Genomic DNA, 17,417 nt, shown 5'->3' on the forward strand with positions numbered 1-17,417 from the left:
TGCTTAAGAATTGCTTTGTGTGTTATTGATAGCTCCCAACACGATTGTCACGTGATTTGAACGTTTTCTTATTCTGTGTGCTCTTCCTTGTGGAGCTGGACGAAGTCTTTTCAACATCATTCCACCATCTACACGGATTTCCTTAACAAATAAACCAGCTTCTTCTAAACTAGCTTCACTATTTTTTTGCTCCCAGTTGTTGATTGCAGATAATAATAGTTTTTCTAATTTTCTTGAAGCTTCTTTAGAACTAAATCTTAATATGTTAAGTGCTCTTTCTACCTTCTGACCTCTTACTAGATCTGCTACTAAGCGCATTTTTCTAGGTGAAGTAGGGCAGTTATTTAACTTCGCGAAAGCAATAGACTTATTAGCCTCTTTTCTCGCATCTGCTGTTTCTCTTTTACGAACTCCCATTGCTTCTTATTTTTTACCTTTATTTTTTGCTCCAGCATGACCTCTAAAAGATCTAGTTGGTGAAAATTCTCCTAATTTATGTCCTACCATGTTTTCAGTAACGTAAACAGGTACAAATTGACGACCGTTATGAACTGCGATAGTTTGTCCAACAAAGTCTGGAGTAATCATAGAAGCTCTAGACCAAGTCTTAACTACTCCTTTGTTTCCACCTGCGATGTTTTCTTCAACTTTCTTTTCTAACTTATAATGAACGAAAGGTCCTTTTTTTAATGAACGTGCCATATCTTATTATTTCTTTCTACGTTCTACGATATACTTGTTACTCGGGTTTTTCTTAGAACGTGTTCTATAACCTTTAGCTGGTATTCCATTTCTTGAACGTGGATGTCCACCAGAAGAACGTCCTTCTCCACCACCCATTGGGTGATCAACAGGGTTCATTGCAACAGGTCTTGTTCTAGGTCTTCTTCCTAACCATCTTGTTCTACCAGCTTTTCCTGATACAACTAATTGATGATCTGAATTAGAAACTGCACCTATAGTAGCCGAACACGTTAACAAAATCAATCTTGTTTCACCTGATGGCATTTTTATAGTTGCATATTTTCCATCTCTTGCCATTAATTGAGCAAATGTTCCAGCAGAACGAGCGATTACAGCTCCTTGACCTGGTCTCAATTCAATACAAGAAATTACAGTTCCAAGTGGAACTCTACTTAAAGGTAAAGTGTTACCAATTTCAGGTTGAGAATCTGCACCAGAAACTACTTTCTGACCAACTTTCAAACCATTTTGAGCGATAACATAAGTTTTCTCACCATCAGCATAAGCTAATAAAGCGATAAAAGCAGTACGATTTGGATCATATTCTATAGATTTTACCGTAGCAGGAATTCCTTCTTTTGTACGTTTAAAATCGATAATACGATATCTCTGCTTGTGACCACCACCCGTATAACGCATGGTCATCTTTCCTTGACTATTTCTACCTCCAGAGTTTTTTATCGGCGCTATCAAAGAGCGTTCCGGCTTATCAGTTGTAATAGCGTCATAACCATTCACAACTCTAAATCGCTGACCTGGGGTAATAGGTTTTAATTTTCTTACTGACATTTTATCTTAGATATTGTTGTAAAAATCAATTGTTTCTCCTTCTTGTACTTGTACAATTGCTTTTTTAATTGCATTTGTCTTTCCACTGATTAAACCACTTTTAGTGTATTTTGTAGTTCTGTCTGGTCTTACATTCATAGTGTTAACACTAACAACGTTTACTCCGTAAGCAGCCTCTACAGCTTTCTTAATTTCAACTTTGTTTGCTTTTCTGTTAACTTCGAATCCAAAACGGTTCAAAACTTCACTTTCTTTGGTTACTTTTTCCGTTACTATAGGTTTAATTATGATGCTCATATCCTATTATTTACTTAAATTATCTTCAATTACTTCCAAAGAACTCTCCAAAAGCACTAAATTATTAGCATTTAAAATAGCGTAAGTACTTAATTCTGAACTACTTACAACATTAGACGCCTTTAAATTACGTGACGACAAATATACATTTTTATTGGTATCACCCAATATAAATAGTGATTTTTTATTTTCTAACTCTAAAGCTTTCAAAACATTAATGAAATTTTTAGTGCTTGGCGTTTCAAAATTAAAGTCTTCCAAAACAATGATGTTTGATTCTTTAGCTTTAATAGAGAAAGCAGATTTTCTAGCCAATCTTTTTAAGTTTTTATTCAATTTAAATGAATAACTTCTTGGTCTTGGCCCGAAAACAGTTCCACCACCTTTAAACAATGGATTTTTTGCACTACCCGCACGAGCAGTACCAGTTCCTTTTTGTTTTTTAATCTTACGAGTACTTCCTGCTACTTCAGCTCTTTCTTTAGCTTTGTGCGTTCCTTGTCTTTGATTAGCAAGATATTGCTTAACATCAAGGTATACTGCGTGATTATTTGGTTCAATTGCGAATACTGAATCAGAAAGTTGAACTTTTCTTCCAGTATCTTTTCCGTTGAAATCTAATACTTTTACTTCCATTACTTCTGAATGATTACATAAGAGTTGTTATGCCCAGGAACACATCCTTTAATAACTAGTAAGTTCTTATCAGAAACTACTTTTAAAACTCTAAGGTTTTGAACTTTTACATTTTCTCCTCCCATTCTTCCAGCCATACGCATTCCTTTGAATACTCTAGATGGATAAGAAGAAGCTCCTACAGAACCTGGCGCTCTTAAACGGTTATGTTGACCATGAGTTGCTTGACCAACACCACCAAAACCGTGACGTTTCACAACCCCTTGAAAACCTTTACCTTTAGACACACCTTGTACATCCACAAATTCTCCTTCTTCAAAAATAGAAACATCGATAAGATCTCCTAATTTTTGTTCAGTTGCAAAATCTTGAAATTCAACGACTTTTTTCTTAGCAACAGTTCCCGCTTTTTTAAAGTGACCTAAAGCCGCTTTCGTGGAATGTTTCTCGTTTTTGTCATCGAAACCAAGTTGCAACGCTTCATACCCGTCAACCTCTTTGGTTCTGACTTGGGTAACAACGCATGGTCCAGCTTCGATTACCGTACAAGGAATATTTTTCCCGTTTTCATCGAAAATACTAGTCATGCCGATTTTTCTACCAATTAACCCAGACATAAATATTAATTATTAATTATTAAATATAAATATAGAACGCAGCTTTTAAGCAAATTCTATTTTTTTTGTGGGTGCAAAGGTATAACTTATTTACACACAATCCAAAAAATATTTTTTTGCCTAAAAACAGCGTTCTTAAATACTCTAGAACTACTTAAACTTTGATTTCAACTTCAACTCCACTAGGCAATTCTAATTTCATTAAAGCATCAATTGTTTTAGATGAAGAAGAATAAATATCAATTAATCTCTTATATGACATTACTTCAAACTGCTCTCTTGCTTTCTTATTTACGTGCGGAGAACGCAATACTGTAAATAATTTTTTGTGTGTTGGCAATGGAATTGGACCAGTTACCACAGCACCAGTAGTTTTTACTGTTTTCACAATCTTTTCAGCAGATTTATCCACCAACATATGATCGTAAGATTTCAATTTTATTCTGATTTTTTGACTCATTTTCTTAAAGATTATGCGTTTCCTTTTGCTTTTTTGATAACTGCTTCTGAAATATTAGAAGGTGTTTCAGCGTAGTGTGAAAATTCCATTGTAGATGTTGCACGACCTGAAGATAAAGTTCTTAAAGTTGTAACATATCCAAACATTTCTGATAATGGAACATCTGCCTTAATAGTTTTTGCACCATTTCTATCACCCATGTCATTTACCTGACCTCTACGACGGTTAATATCACCAACGATATCTCCCATGTTTTCTTCTGGCGTAATAACTTCCATTTTCATAATAGGCTCAAGAATGATAGCACCAGCAGCTTTAGCAACTTCTCTATAACCCATTCTAGCTGCCAATTCAAAAGAAAGAGCATCAGAATCTACAGGGTGGAAAGATCCATCTAATAAAGTCACTTTCAAACTATCCACCTGATAACCTGCTAAAGGACCAGTTTTCATAGCTTCACGGAAACCTTTTTCTACAGAAGGAATATATTCTTTTGGAACGTTTCCTCCTTTTACCTCATTAACAAACTGCAATCCAACAGGAACTTTTCCATCAACTTCATCTGCAGGCTCAACTCTAAATACGATATCACCGAATTTACCACGACCACCAGATTGTTTTTTGTAAGTTTCTCTATGTTGTGCAGATTTAGTAAACGCTTCTTTATATTCAACCTGAGGCTCACCTTGATTTACCTCAACTTTGAATTCACGTTTCATACGATCTACAAGGATATCCAAGTGCAACTCACCCATACCTGAGATAATAGTTTGCCCTGAAGCCTCATCAGTTCTAACAGTAAACGTTGGATCTTCTTCAGCTAATTTAGCCAAAGCCATACCCATTTTATCTACGTCAGCTTTAGTTTTTGGCTCAATAGCAATACCAATTACTGGTGCTGGGAATTTCATTGACTCAAGAATAATTGGGTGTTTTTCATCACACAATGTATCTCCAGTTTTGATATCTTTAAATCCAACAGCTGCCCCAATATCACCTGCCTCGATATATTCGATTGGGTTTTGCTTGTTAGCATGCATTTGGTAGATACGAGAAATTCTCTCTTTGTTACCAGAACGTGTATTCAAAACATAAGAACCAGCATCTAATCTTCCAGAGTATGCACGGAAGAACGCTAAACGACCTACGAATGGGTCAGTTGCAATTTTAAACGCTAACGCAGCGAAAGGCTCTTTTACATCTGGCTTACGCAAGATTTGAGTTTGATCCTCTTCAAGCAATTCTGCATCATCTGGATGAATACCAGAGATTCCTTCTTTATCCATTGGAGATGGCAAGTATTTACATACTGCATCCAACATAAATTGAACTCCTTTATTTTTGAAAGATGAACCAGCAATCATAGGAATGATAGCCATATCCATAGTCGCAGCTCTTAACGCATTGTTAATCTCTTCTTCTGTAATAGAATCAGGATCTTCCATGTATTTATCAAGCAAGTTTTCATCGTAATCAGCAACCGCTTCAATAAGAATATCTCTGTACTCTTTTACTTCATCAACCATATCCGCAGGGATATCGATAATATCAAAAGTAGCACCTTGAGTAGCATCATGCCAAACAATAGCTTGATTTTTAACCAAATCAACCACTCCTTTGAAATCATTTTCTTCACCAATTGGCAAAGTAATCGCTACCGCGTTAGATTTCAACATATCACGTACTTGCTGACAAACTGCTAAGAAATTAGATCCTTGACGGTCCATTTTATTAACAAACCCCATACGAGGTACACGGTACTGATCTGCTAATCTCCAGTTAGTCTCAGATTGTGGCTCAACACCATCAACTGCACTAAACAAGAAAACTAATCCATCTAGTACACGCAACGAACGATTTACCTCTACTGTAAAGTCAACGTGACCAGGAGTATCGATAATGTTGAAGTGATAAGGTTTAGATTCTGGTAAAATTTTACCTTGCTCAGTTGGAAAATTCCATTCACAAGTTGTAGCAGCAGAAGTAATAGTAATACCTCTTTCTTGCTCTTGCGCCATCCAGTCCATTGTTGCAGCACCATCGTGTACTTCACCAATTTTGTGTGATTTTCCAGTATAGAATAATATACGCTCAGTTGTTGTTGTTTTACCAGCATCAATATGAGCAGCAATTCCAATATTTCTTGTAAATTTAAGATCTCTAGCCATTTCTTATGAATTAAAATCTAAAGTGAGAGAAAGCTTTGTTAGCTTCTGCCATTTTGTGAGTATCCATTCTTTTCTTAACAGCAGCTCCTTCTTCTTTAGCCGCAGCTAAACATTCTGAAGCCAATCTTTGCGCCATTGATTTTTCGTTTCTTCTTCTTGAATAAAGAATCAACCATTTCATAGCCATAGATATTTTTCTGTCTGGACGAATTTGCATTGGAATTTGGAATGTAGCTCCTCCAACTCTACGACTACGCACTTCTACGTGTGGCATAACGTTAGTTAAAGCATCTTTCCAGATTTCTAATGAAGTTTTTTCATCGTTTTGTTTTTTAGACTCTATAATGTCAATTGCATCATAAAATACTTTAAACGCTGTAGATTTTTTACCATCCCACATTAAGTTGTTCACAAAACGCGTTACCAATTGATCATTAAACCTTGGATCTGGTAAAAGTGGTCTTTTCTTTGCCGCTCTTTTTCTCATGTCTTTTTTTTAATTTTTTTATTATTAGCACAATAAAAAACACAGAATTATTATAACTCCGTATCCAAAATCAAGCTTCTAACTTTTTAAATTACTTTTTTGCTTCTTTTGGGCGTTTAGCACCATACTTAGATCTTCTTTGCGTTCTTCCAGCAACACCTGACGTATCAAGCGCACCACGAACGATGTGATATCTAACTCCTGGTAAATCTTTTACCCTTCCACCCCTAACTAATACTATCGAGTGCTCTTGTAAATTGTGTCCTTCTCCAGGGATGTAAGCATTCACTTCATTACCATTTGTCAAACGTACACGCGCAACTTTACGCATTGCAGAGTTTGGTTTTTTTGGTGTAGTAGTGTAAACACGCGTACAAACCCCTCTTCTTTGAGGACAAGAATCTAAAGCAACCGATTTACTCTTCTTAGTTATCTGAGTTCTTCCTGTTCTTACTAATTGTTGAATTGTTGGCATAATTAATACTAAAAATTTCTTATTATATTAAATTCCCGCTTTTTACGGGGTTGCAAATGTATAAAATATTTTTCACTATACAAACCATAATTCATTAATTTTCAATATCCTCATTTTAGATTATGAATTCCATAACATTCGGCAGATATTTGCGTTACTTTAAATTCAAACTAATAACATTGAGATATTTACTTCTACTCATCTTTTTTACCACCACATTCCAAGTTTGCTTTGGTCAAAAGCTCACTTTGAAAATAGCCGGAAAAACCGAAAAGGAAACAAAAATAATAGATTCTTTAAACTACAACAGAGTTCACAACAACATAACATCAATTAAAAAAGAAATCCAATTAACTTCACATAAACTAGAAAAAATTGGCTACATAGAAAATAACCCAAGCGTAGTTGAGAAAAAAAATGACAGTACATTTCACACAGAAATAGAATTAAAAGCACAAATAATATATATATATATATATATATAGGTAAAAACCAACACCTAAAACAATTATTCGATCAAGACGCAAATAAAGATACTTTAAGAATTAAATATTCCGAAAGCAACACTTTATTGGAAGAATTTATTAAAAAACTAGAATCAAATGGTTATCCGTTAGCAAAAGTGCAATTAGTAGACATAAAAAGAAAAAACAACATATTAATTGCAGACCTAAGCATAAAAACCAATAGTCAGAGAAAAATCAATCAGATAGTAATAAAAAATAATGATTCAGAAAAAAAACAAAATTACTTCCCACAAAATCATTTATCACAAATCAATAAAAAATTTAAAAACAAAATACTAATTCAAAAAACCATTGAATCATTAAAAGATCAATTCAATAACTATCCTTTTATAAGACAAATCAAAGACCCTGAAGTACTTTTTAGCAATGACTCGACAATTGCATACGTATACATAGAAAAAAAAGCAGCAAATTCATTTGACGGATACATTGGCATCGGAAACAACAATCAAGACAAAACAAGACTCAACGGATACTTAGACATCCAATTAAACAACCTATTAAAGAAAGGTGAAGAGTTTTATATCTACTGGAAAAGCGACGGTAACGATCAAAAAACTTTTAATACAGGTTTAAAACTTGATTATTTATTTAGAACACCAATTGGACTTAATGCCAATTTAAATATTTTCAAACAAGATAGTACTTTTCAAAACTCAAAAACCCTCGTTGACATAACTTACCCCATCAATATTAAAACAAAAATTTACACAGGAATAGAATCAACAGTATCAAGTGATATACAAAACAGTAATAACAAAGTAAGCGATTTCAAAAATCAATTCGTGGCTTTAGGAATGGATTACCTAAAAACAGACATAAACAGTACTTTCTTCCCTGATAAAACAAAAGTGAATTTAAGAGTTGGTATCGGTCACAGAGACAACACCGCCCCAAACAACAACAAAACAAAAGAAAAACAATTTTTCACACAACTCGAACTTACACATCATTTCTACATTAATAAAAAAAACAGCATCTTTATAAAAAACCAAAACTATTATTTAAAAAGCAACACATACTTAACAAATGAATTGTTTCGTTTTGGCGGTTTATACTCCATCCGTGGGTTTACAGAAAACAGCTTACAAGCAAATTTCGCATCAATCATCATTACTGAATATAGATTTCTCATAAATAAAAACTTATACCTACATTCAGTAATTGATTACGCAATTTATCAAGATCAAAGTACCTTAACAAGTGTTCAAAAAATTAACAGTATAAAAACTTTAGGTTTTGGCTTAGGAATACTAACAAATAACGGAATTTTAAAGTTTTCTATAACAAATGGGTCTAAACACGATAACGATATAAATTTTTTTAACAGTATAGTTAACTTATGTTATAATGTTAAATTTTAAACCAATGTTAAAAAAAAACTAAAAATCATTAGGAATGTTAACAAATTATTATGAGTTTTGGACCACTAATTCAAAACATATAAATAATGAAACTAAAGTTCAACGGACTCTTAGTGCTTTTAGTAGCACTAATGACGCAACTAACATTTGCGCAAGAAAGATCTGTTTCAGGTACAGTTTCTGACAATGCAGGATTGCCAATACCAGGCGTGAGTGTATTAGTTAAAGGAACAAAATCTGGAACGCAAACTGATTTTGATGGTAAATTCATCATCAAAGTAGACCCAAGTCAAACATTAGTATTTAGCTATGTTGGCATGAACACTCAAGAAGTTGTTGCAAAATCAACAACCATTAATGTGAAAATGGTAAGCTCTGCTATGGAGCTCGAAAGTGTTGTCATTAACACATTAGGTATAGAAGTAAAAAGAAGTGAAAAAGCATCTTCTTTTTCAAAAGTAAAAGGAGATGTAATTGCAAATTCTGGAGAAACTTCAGTTATCAAAGGACTTTCTGCTAAAGCTTCTGGTGTGGCAATCGTTTCTAACTCTGGTGACCCAGGATCTGGAGCATACATCCAAATTAGAGGACAAAACTCAATTACTGGTTCAACTCAACCATTATTCGTAATAGATGGAACACCTGTATCTAATGATGAAATTGGAAGCGGTGTTGATGGTGTAGGACAACAAAGCCGTTTAAATGATATTAACCCTAATGACATTGAAAATGTTCAAGTATTAAAAGGAGCATCTGCAGCAGCTTTATGGGGATATAGAGCAGCCAATGGAGTTGTATTGATTACTACTAAAAAAGGTAAAAAAGGCAAAATCTCTATTGATATTAATTCTACCGTTTCTTTTGACAAGGTAAATGTAGAAATGAAGCTTCAAGATAAATTTGGACAAGGAAGTAATGGAGTTTGGTCTAGAAACAATGCTAATTCATATGGAGATAAAATATCTTCTAGACCTGGAGGTTCAGATGTTTTTAACACAACAGGACAATACTTCTTGACTAATGACGGACGAAAAATCTATCCAATAGCTGCTGGTGGTAAAAGAAGCACTGCAAATTTTCAAAAATCAAATATGGATGCAGTAATCGGAGACGGTTTACTTCTTGATAATCACATTAGTGTAAGTGGGGGTGGTGAAAACACAAACTTCTATTTGGGACTAGGTAACACAAACCAACAAGGTATTATCAGAAATTCTGATTATGAAAGAACAAGCATCGACTTTACTTCTGAATCAAAAATTGGCGACAAAACCTCTTTCAAAACCAAATTTGGATATTCTTCAGTAAACTCTAATCGTATTCAAACTGGATCTAACTTATCAGGTTTATATTTAGGACTCTATCGTTCACCTGCTGATTTTGATAGTAGAGATTTTATTGGAACAAACATCCAAGCAAATGGAACTGCACATCTAAATAGCCATAGAGCTTACAGACAAGATGTTGGAACGTTTGCTACAGATTTGAATCCAAGCTACAACAACCCACTTTGGACAACAGATGTACAAAAAAATCCAAATACAGTTAACAGATACATTGGTGGATTTGAATTAAAACACAACATTAGCTCTTGGATATCTGTACTAGCAAGACTTGGTTTAGATGGGTACAGCGATAAAAGAATCACTATGTTCCCAATGAATTCATCTGAAAACGGAGGAAATGGTAGCGCTTCTGAAAGTGTAACAGACTATCAATCATTCAATGCTGACTTGATTGCATTAGGTGATACTAAAATCACTGAGAATATTGGGTTGTCATATTTAACAGGGATTAACTTCTCTGAAACCAATTATGATCAAAGAGGAGGTTCTTATAAAAATTTCATTATCGACTCAAACGGGTTTTCTTACGATAATGCCTTATTGATAGACAAAACAACTTTCTTAGACAGAACGTATTCAAAATTAAGTGGAGCTTACTTTTCAACTGCATTTGATTACAAAAATTATTTATTCTTAACTTTAGGCGGTCGTTTTGAAACCTCCTCAACCTATGATCCTAATTTGAAAGTGTATTTTTATCCAACAGCTGAATTTGGCTATAAATTCACTAATGGTTTTGAAAACAACATTTTAACAGATGGAAAGCTAAGAGCAACTTATGGTCAAATAGCGTCTATACCTCAACCATATGCAGGAACAACTTACTTCGTTTCAGCAACAGGAGCTGAAGGTTGGGGGCCAGCTTATGATTCCGGAGCTTATAATGGATCATTCCAACAAGCAGGAACTGGTGGAAATAAAAATTTAAAACCAGAGATTAAAACAGAAATGGAAGTTGGTCTTGATTTGCAATTCTTTAAAGCTCTTACAATCAATGCTACTTATTACTCTAATGAAACCAAAGATTTATTAGTTAATGTTCCTTTAAATGGAAGTTCTACTTACAGTACTCTTTATGGAAACTTTGCAACTATTGAAAACAAAGGTTTTGAAGTAGAGTTTGATGCTAACTTATTACCTTCAAGTTCAGAATTAAAATGGAATATTTTTGGAAACTGGAGTACAAACCGCAATAAAGTGACTAAACTTGACGGAACTAGTTCATTATTCCTTAACGGATTTACAGGATCTTCTTCTCGTGCAGTTTTAGGACAACCATTAGGTGTACTTTGGGGCGGTAAGTTCGACAGAGATGCTGATGGTACATTAATACTAGATGCTAATGGCTTCCCAACAGCAGCTGAATCAGAAGGTATCATTGGTGATCCTAACCCAGATTGGAGAGGAGCACTAGGAACTTCTTTTAGCTACAAAGGATTTAAAATAAGCACTTTATTTGATGCCTCTATTGGTGGTCAACTATGGGATGGAACAAGTGGAGCTTTAAATAACTTCGGTAAAACTTTAGAAACTGCAAACGAAGTTACTTTAACCACAGCAACAGTAAATTATAATGGACAAACTATTGCTCCAGGAACAGTTAGAGGAAATCTAAGAGACTTTGGTGCAGGACCAGTTTTATTAGATCAAGCTTGGTACACTTCGCTTGGAGGTGGATTCGGACCAGTTGGAGAACAGTTTGTTAAATCAGCATCTTGGATCAAATGGAGAGAACTTTCTTTATCTTACAGTCTAAATTTAGCTAAGAAAAATTTAGGTGTTGATACCATCACTTTTACTGGTACAGGAAGAAACTTATGGTTATGGACTGAAGCGGACGATTTAGGTCAAGACCCTGAAACTAACCTTACTGGTGGATCTAATGGACGTGGATTACAATACTTCAATGCTCCAAACACTAAATCATTAATATTTAGCGTTAACTTAAAATTTTAAAAAATGAAAAAACTATTTATAAAATCAATAAGTCTATGTTTCATAGCTACAACAATTTTTAGTTGTACGGATTATGTTTCAGATTCTAACGTGGATCCAGATTTATTAACAGATTCTGACGCAAGAAACTTATTTCAAGGAATTCTTCTGGCAGACCAATTCTTTCATACGACTCCAAATACTAGAGATGTAATGATTTGGTTAAACCAAGCAAATGGAGAGAACAGACAATATGTTGCTTTAAATGATTGGAACCTTTCAACAGCCTCAACATTTGATGACAGCTGGAATAACGGGTACGTAAATTGTATTACAAATGCTAAAATAACAATTTTAAAAGCAGAAAAAGAGCTTAATCCTAGATTGGTTGGAGCTGCTCAAGTTATTGAAGCTCATTGTATGGGTACTATCACATCATTATGGGGAGATGCTCCTTATAGCGAATTGGATATCACAGGGAATAACTTAACACCAAAATATGACAAACAAGTAGACATTTACAATAGCCTACAAGTCCTTTTAGACAAAGCAATTGTAAATTTAAAAGCTACAACTGGTAAAGGTATCCCTGCAGATAAAGACATTTACTATGCAGGAAGTGCTTCAAAATGGATAAAATTAGCTTATTCATTAAAAGCAAGATACTACTTACATGTGAAAAATTACACTAGCGCAAAAGCAAATGCATTATTAGGTATGTCAAGCGCATCAGATGATTTAGTAGCACAATTTGGAAACTCAAGCTACCAAGACTTTAATCCTTTTTATTCTTTTCTAGTTTACGATAGAGATGATTATATGTCAGGCGATAGTTATGGTGCGCGTTTAATTGATCCATCTAATGCTTTGTATAGAGGGAATTCAAAAACTGACGAACATGCACGTTTTGCATTCTGCTATAATCAAGAATACTTTTCACCATACTCTTTAAATATTTATGGTGGAGATTACGGTGGAACAAACGGTAAATTTGGAAGTGATTCTGATATGCCAATGGTTTCTTATGGAGAAATGTTGTTAATCATTGCTGAAGTAGACGCTAGAAGTGGTTTTGCCACTGGATTAACATCTTACAACACATACAGAAACTTACTAAATACTGGATATTCTATTGGTATAGACAATTCAGGTTATGAAAGTGAAACTTTCAAATACGAACCATATGACGCAGCAGATTTTGCAGCTGGTGGAATGGAAAACAATTCTGGAGCAGCTTTGACTGATCAAAATGCATTATTAAGAGAAATTCTTCAAGAAAAATATGTATACTTGATGGGCACCTATGAAAGTTTTACAGACTTCAGAAGAACTAACAATGCAGCACAAATTCAATTAAAAGCTGGAAAAGCAGGAACTCCACAACGTTTCTTATATCCTCAAGTAGAGATAAACGCTAATCCAAACACACCAAATCCAGTACCATCAATTGTGACTAAAACACCGGTTAACTAATATTTATTATTATTCAAACCATAAAACCACTCCTTTTTAGGGGTGGTTTTTTTTTATATCTTTGCGCAATGGAAAAAGAACATCAAATATTTGGGATAAGAGCCATCATTGAAGCTATTCAAGCAGGGGCAACAGTAGACAAAGTTTACATACAAAAGGAAGCTAGTGGCGAATTAATGAAAGATTTAATGAAGGTAATGAAAAGAGAAAACATTAATTTCTCTTACGTTCCTGTTGAGAAACTCAACCGACTTACTCCAAATAATCACCAAGGTGCCGTGGCAACCATCTCTCCTATTTCATTTTTTGATTTAGAATCTTTGATCGAGACAGTTCTTGAAAACGGTAAAAACCCATTATTCTTAGTATTGGATGGAATTTCTGATGCTAGAAATTTTGGAGCCATCATTAGAACTGCTGAATGTACTGGCGTGAATGGAATAATCGTTCAAAAATCAGGATCGGCGCCTGTAAATGGAGATACCGTAAAAACTTCGGCAGGAGCTGTTTTTAATATCCCGATTTGTAAAGTAGATCATATAAAAGATGCTATTTTCTTACTGCAAGCTAGCGGCATTACCACAGTAGCAGCTACTGAAAAAACAGAACAAAGTTTGTATGATGTAACGCTTTCTGGACCAACTGCTATTGTAATGGGAGCTGAAGACCGAGGCATTAATCCATCGGTTTTAAAAATCATTGACGAGAAAGCTAAATTGCCTATGTTTGGGACCATTGGTTCATTAAACGTTTCAGTTGCTTGTGGTGCATTTTTGTATGAAGCAGTAAGACAGAGAAGTTAGATATAGAATACAATTTGTGACAAAATAATCACGAATTACTTAATATTAAAGGAATCAAGACTCTTGTTTTGGTTCCTTTTTTTGTGTGGGAACACAATCGTAATGAATGGGTAAATTGGAAGTAAAATACGCCATTATGGAATCAACCTCCTCCTCTACCTCTGGTTTTGGCAGATTTACAAAATTGCCGTTTTCGTCAAAGCGTTGCATAAATTTATCTTGCGATGGGTCATAATCTGGGCGTTCCCATTCGTATTTATAGATTTTTTGATACTCTTCGGCTTTGAAAAAGATGGACAATAAAAATCCAGTGATAAAACCCGCCAAATGACCTTCCCAAGAAATGGTATTGTCTACTTCGGGAAAGACATACCAAATCAAACCACCATAAACTAAAACTACAGTTAAAGAAAGTGCTACCAAACGATAATATTGGGTTTGAATTCCTTTGAAGAAGATAAAACTCACCAAAACATAAATGAGTCCACTAGCACCAATATGATAATTAGGGCGACCAATAACCCAAGTGATAACACCAGACAAAACTATTCCGAAGCAAAGAACAGCTAGCGTTTGTTTAGGATAAAAATAAGACAGCGCAGTCAACAAAACGAGTAATGGCAGGGAATTATTATACAGATGCAATAAATCGGAATGGATGAAAGGACTGAAAAGGACACCTTGTAAACCCGAGAAAGTACGTGGATAAATCCCATTTTTGTCAAAATCGAAATGGAAACGAACTTCAAGCCAGTAGACCAACCATATCGTCAATAAAAAAAGTAGCGGTAATAGGACTACGCGATTACGAAATTGAAAATGGGTTTCTTCCATAGGATAAATGCTATGCTATTGGTCTCTCAAAAATACATCCAAAATAGCGAAAATGCTAAATTGTCATACCTAATGTGTTGCGGTAGGGTTAGCCCAGATGGGAATGGAAAGCCCGGAGTGCCGCGCTCTAGTTTTTTCTTGGTAGAAAAGAGCGACCAAAGGAAGCTCCTTTTATGCCTAGAAAAACAGAGCGCGGCGCGAGGACTTGTAATGTACAGCTGGATTGGCTCCTGAAAACTATAAAAAATGTTTATTTTTGTGGTATGGAAGCACCTTTAGCAGAACGCATTCGGCCACAAGCCTTGACGGATTATATTAGTCAAACGCATTTGGTGGGCCCTAACGGCTCGTTGACACAACAAATTAAGAACGGAATCATTCCCTCGCTGCTATTGTGGGGACCTCCGGGTACTGGCAAAACTACGTTGGCGCAGATTATTGCGCAGGAATCGAAAAGACCTTTTTATGAATTGAGTGCTATCAATTCTGGGGTGAAAGACATTCGGGATGTGATTGAAAAAGCCAAACAAAGTGGCGGATTATTTACAGCCAAAAATCCGATTTTGTTTATTGATGAGATTCATCGGTTTAGTAAATCGCAACAAGATTCACTTTTGGCGGCGGTGGAAAAAGGATGGATTACTTTGATTGGTGCTACGACTGAAAATCCAAGTTTTGAGGTGATTCCCGCTTTGTTATCGCGTTGTCAAGTGTATATTTTGAATGCTTTTACCAAACAAGATTTAGAATCTCTGCTGGAAAGAGCGATGCAAGCGGACGCCATTTTGGCTAGCAAAAAAATTGAGCTAAAAGAAACCGAAGCTTTGCTGCGATTATCTGGAGGCGATGGTAGAAAACTGCTAAACATATTTGAATTGGTCGTCAATGCGTCGGCCTCGGAACCGATTATTATTACCAATGAGCGGGTTTTGGAATTGGTGCAACAAAATACGGTGTTGTATGACAAGACAGGAGAACAGCATTATGACATTGTTTCTGCTTTTATAAAATCGATTCGAGGGAGCGATCCCAATGGAGCTGTATATTGGTTGGCCCGAATGATTGAAGGTGGCGAAGATGTAAAATTCATAGCAAGACGTATGTTAATTTTGGCAAGTGAAGACATTGGCAATGCTAACCCCACGGCCTTTATTATGGCTAATAATACGTTTCAGGCTGTGGCTACCATTGGTTATCCTGAGAGCCGTATCATTTTGAGTCAGTGTGCGGTTTATTTGGCAACTTCCCCAAAAAGTAATGCCTCTTATATGGCCATAGGCACAGCACAACAAATCGTAAAACAAACGGGAGATTTGCCGGTACCCTTGCACTTAAGAAACGCTCCAACGAAATTAATGAAGGAGTTGGGCTATGGCGAAGAATACAAATATTCGCACGATTACGCTAACAATTTTGCCGAGCAAGAATTCCTTCCTGACGCGCTGAGCAACACGCCTATTTATGTTCCCGGGAATAACTCAAGAGAAAACAGTATTCGAGAGTTTTTGAAAAATAGATGGAAAGATAAGTATGGATACTAATGAAGTTAGAGGTTAGAGGTATATAAAACAAAAAATGAGAATGCTATGATAAATCAAAGCATTCTCGTTTTTATTTATTTGTTGGATTAGCGCGCTAAATTAACTAAAACTTAATCGCAATTTTTTCAGACATCAATTGGTCATTTTGATAATACTCAAAATACCAATCGTTCTCTTTTAAAAGTAAAGCACCTTGAACGCCGTCTCTAACAGCCGTAAAGTAATCGCTTTTTGAGGTTTTGTATAATTTCATAACAACTTTTGGAGTCGTATCTACTAATTGATAGCCATTGGCTGTAGGCTGCGCGTAATAGACCGTAGTATTGGCTGCGACATTAGTTGCTACTACAGTGCTAACAGGCGCACTAACATTGGATACAACTGGGACTGGAACGGCAACAGGCTTTGGTGTTGGAACTACATTTGCATTTGTTGAAACTACAGGTGTTGCTCCTGGAGTGTACTTATAATTCATTGCATACAACGAATTAAAAGCTTCGTTTATCGCTTCTGTATACGCCAATTGATAGTCTTTTTCTTTGGTATAACCTGTAGTTGATTTAAAAATTTCCTTTCCATTACAATCTTTCAACACAAAATACATCTTGGTAGCCAAAAAAGCTTTTACATTAATAACGTCAATATACAACAAACTGCATTTGTCGTAGGAATTAGGCTCTTCTGCATAAAACGCTTCAAAACCAGCTTTACTCAAATTATACTTCGTTAGTGTAGATACACGGTATTCATTTTGTTTTTTTTGAAAATCAAATTTCAAAGGAACAATAACCGCTCTAAAATCATTTAGCGATTGAGCAAATGAAAAACTAGTCAAAAGGGCGAAAAAGAATAAAAAACGTACTTTCATTATCATTATTTTTAAAGTAAAAAAACAGAGGAAAAAGCCTCTTTCTAATTGGT

General features: G+C 35.1%; 18 protein-coding genes. 6 read left to right on the forward strand and 12 right to left on the reverse strand.

The genetic code is table 11. The features are described from left to right. Positions 1-3: 3 nt before the first annotated feature. The 10 genes from rplV to rpsL form a co-directional block, all read right to left on the reverse strand. Positions 4-417 carry a 50S ribosomal protein L22 gene (gene rplV / locus FLAVO9AF_RS08630; RefSeq protein ID WP_024981512.1) on the reverse strand — a complete coding sequence of 138 codons (414 nt, stop codon included), beginning with the start codon at positions 415-417 and terminating at the stop codon, positions 4-6. A 6-nt stretch (positions 418-423) separates the two neighbouring features. Next, positions 424-702, reverse strand: a complete 279-nt coding sequence (gene rpsS, locus FLAVO9AF_RS08635) for a 30S ribosomal protein S19 (protein WP_024981511.1) — start codon at positions 700-702, stop codon at positions 424-426. A gap of 6 nt (positions 703-708) precedes the next feature. Beyond that, positions 709-1,533 (reverse strand): 50S ribosomal protein L2, encoded by an 825-nt coding sequence (gene rplB, locus FLAVO9AF_RS08640; protein ID WP_159687107.1) that lies wholly within the window; start codon positions 1,531-1,533, stop codon positions 709-711. Between the two features lie 6 nt (positions 1,534-1,539). Continuing rightward, on the reverse strand, positions 1,540-1,830 hold the full coding sequence (rplW, locus tag FLAVO9AF_RS08645) for a 50S ribosomal protein L23 (protein WP_064716180.1): 291 nt from the start codon (positions 1,828-1,830) through the stop codon (positions 1,540-1,542). Positions 1,831-1,836: 6 nt separating this feature from the next. Beyond that, entirely contained in the window at positions 1,837-2,466 is a 630-nt protein-coding gene (gene rplD / locus FLAVO9AF_RS08650; RefSeq protein ID WP_159687109.1) for a 50S ribosomal protein L4, read from the reverse strand. Next, positions 2,466-3,083 carry a 50S ribosomal protein L3 gene (gene rplC, locus FLAVO9AF_RS08655; RefSeq protein ID WP_024981507.1) on the reverse strand — a complete coding sequence of 206 codons (618 nt, stop codon included), beginning with the start codon at positions 3,081-3,083 and terminating at the stop codon, positions 2,466-2,468. Before rplC ends, rplD begins: the two co-directional genes overlap by 1 nt. A 154-nt stretch (positions 3,084-3,237) precedes the next feature. Then, positions 3,238-3,543, reverse strand: a complete 306-nt coding sequence (gene rpsJ, locus FLAVO9AF_RS08660) for a 30S ribosomal protein S10 (RefSeq protein WP_007803605.1) — start codon at positions 3,541-3,543, stop codon at positions 3,238-3,240. 11 nt (positions 3,544-3,554) lie between these two features. Continuing rightward, entirely contained in the window at positions 3,555-5,711 is a 2,157-nt protein-coding gene (gene fusA / locus FLAVO9AF_RS08665) for an elongation factor G (RefSeq protein WP_159687111.1), read from the reverse strand. Positions 5,712-5,721: 10 nt separating this feature from the next. Beyond that, positions 5,722-6,198, reverse strand: a complete 477-nt coding sequence (gene rpsG / locus FLAVO9AF_RS08670) for a 30S ribosomal protein S7 (RefSeq protein WP_017495022.1) — start codon at positions 6,196-6,198, stop codon at positions 5,722-5,724. 91 nt (positions 6,199-6,289) lie between these two features. Then, the gene (rpsL, locus tag FLAVO9AF_RS08675) at positions 6,290-6,673 is read right to left on the reverse strand and encodes a 30S ribosomal protein S12 (protein WP_007136570.1); all 384 of its coding nucleotides are present in this window, start codon (positions 6,671-6,673) and stop codon (positions 6,290-6,292) included. A 248-nt stretch (positions 6,674-6,921) separates the two neighbouring features. Between rpsL and FLAVO9AF_RS08680 the strand changes: the two genes are divergently transcribed. From FLAVO9AF_RS08680 to rlmB, 5 genes are all read left to right on the forward strand, one after another. After that, positions 6,922-7,158 (forward strand): hypothetical protein, encoded by a 237-nt coding sequence (locus tag FLAVO9AF_RS08680; RefSeq protein WP_236552301.1) that lies wholly within the window; start codon positions 6,922-6,924, stop codon positions 7,156-7,158. Between the two features lie 86 nt (positions 7,159-7,244). Then, the gene (locus tag FLAVO9AF_RS08685) at positions 7,245-8,564 is read left to right on the forward strand and encodes a hypothetical protein (RefSeq protein WP_159687116.1); all 1,320 of its coding nucleotides are present in this window, start codon (positions 7,245-7,247) and stop codon (positions 8,562-8,564) included. Positions 8,565-8,650: 86 nt separating this feature from the next. After that, the gene (locus FLAVO9AF_RS08690; RefSeq protein ID WP_159687118.1) at positions 8,651-11,866 is read left to right on the forward strand and encodes a SusC/RagA family TonB-linked outer membrane protein; all 3,216 of its coding nucleotides are present in this window, start codon (positions 8,651-8,653) and stop codon (positions 11,864-11,866) included. A 3-nt stretch (positions 11,867-11,869) separates the two neighbouring features. Then, positions 11,870-13,318 (forward strand): SusD/RagB family nutrient-binding outer membrane lipoprotein, encoded by a 1,449-nt coding sequence (locus FLAVO9AF_RS08695; protein ID WP_159687121.1) that lies wholly within the window; start codon positions 11,870-11,872, stop codon positions 13,316-13,318. Between the two features lie 68 nt (positions 13,319-13,386). After that, complete coding sequence (gene rlmB, locus FLAVO9AF_RS08700) at positions 13,387-14,121, forward strand: 23S rRNA (guanosine(2251)-2'-O)-methyltransferase RlmB (protein ID WP_159687123.1); 735 nt, start codon at positions 13,387-13,389, stop codon at positions 14,119-14,121. 54 nt (positions 14,122-14,175) lie between these two features. Here rlmB and FLAVO9AF_RS08705 read toward each other — a convergent pair whose 3' ends face one another. Beyond that, positions 14,176-14,955, reverse strand: coding sequence for a rhomboid family intramembrane serine protease (locus tag FLAVO9AF_RS08705; RefSeq protein ID WP_159687127.1), 780 nt, complete (start codon positions 14,953-14,955; stop codon positions 14,176-14,178). Between the two features lie 263 nt (positions 14,956-15,218). Here FLAVO9AF_RS08705 and FLAVO9AF_RS08710 point away from each other — a divergent pair, with 263 nt between their 5' ends. Continuing rightward, entirely contained in the window at positions 15,219-16,496 is a 1,278-nt protein-coding gene (locus FLAVO9AF_RS08710) for a replication-associated recombination protein A (protein ID WP_159687133.1), read from the forward strand. A gap of 103 nt (positions 16,497-16,599) precedes the next feature. Here the strand turns inward: FLAVO9AF_RS08710 and FLAVO9AF_RS08715 are convergent, their stop codons facing one another. Next, entirely contained in the window at positions 16,600-17,364 is a 765-nt protein-coding gene (locus FLAVO9AF_RS08715; protein WP_159687136.1) for a hypothetical protein, read from the reverse strand. Between the last annotated feature and the right edge of the window lie 53 nt (positions 17,365-17,417).

It is taken from the genome of Flavobacterium sp. 9R, from assembly GCF_902506345.1.
Classification (GTDB): Bacteria; Bacteroidota; Bacteroidia; order Flavobacteriales; family Flavobacteriaceae; genus Flavobacterium.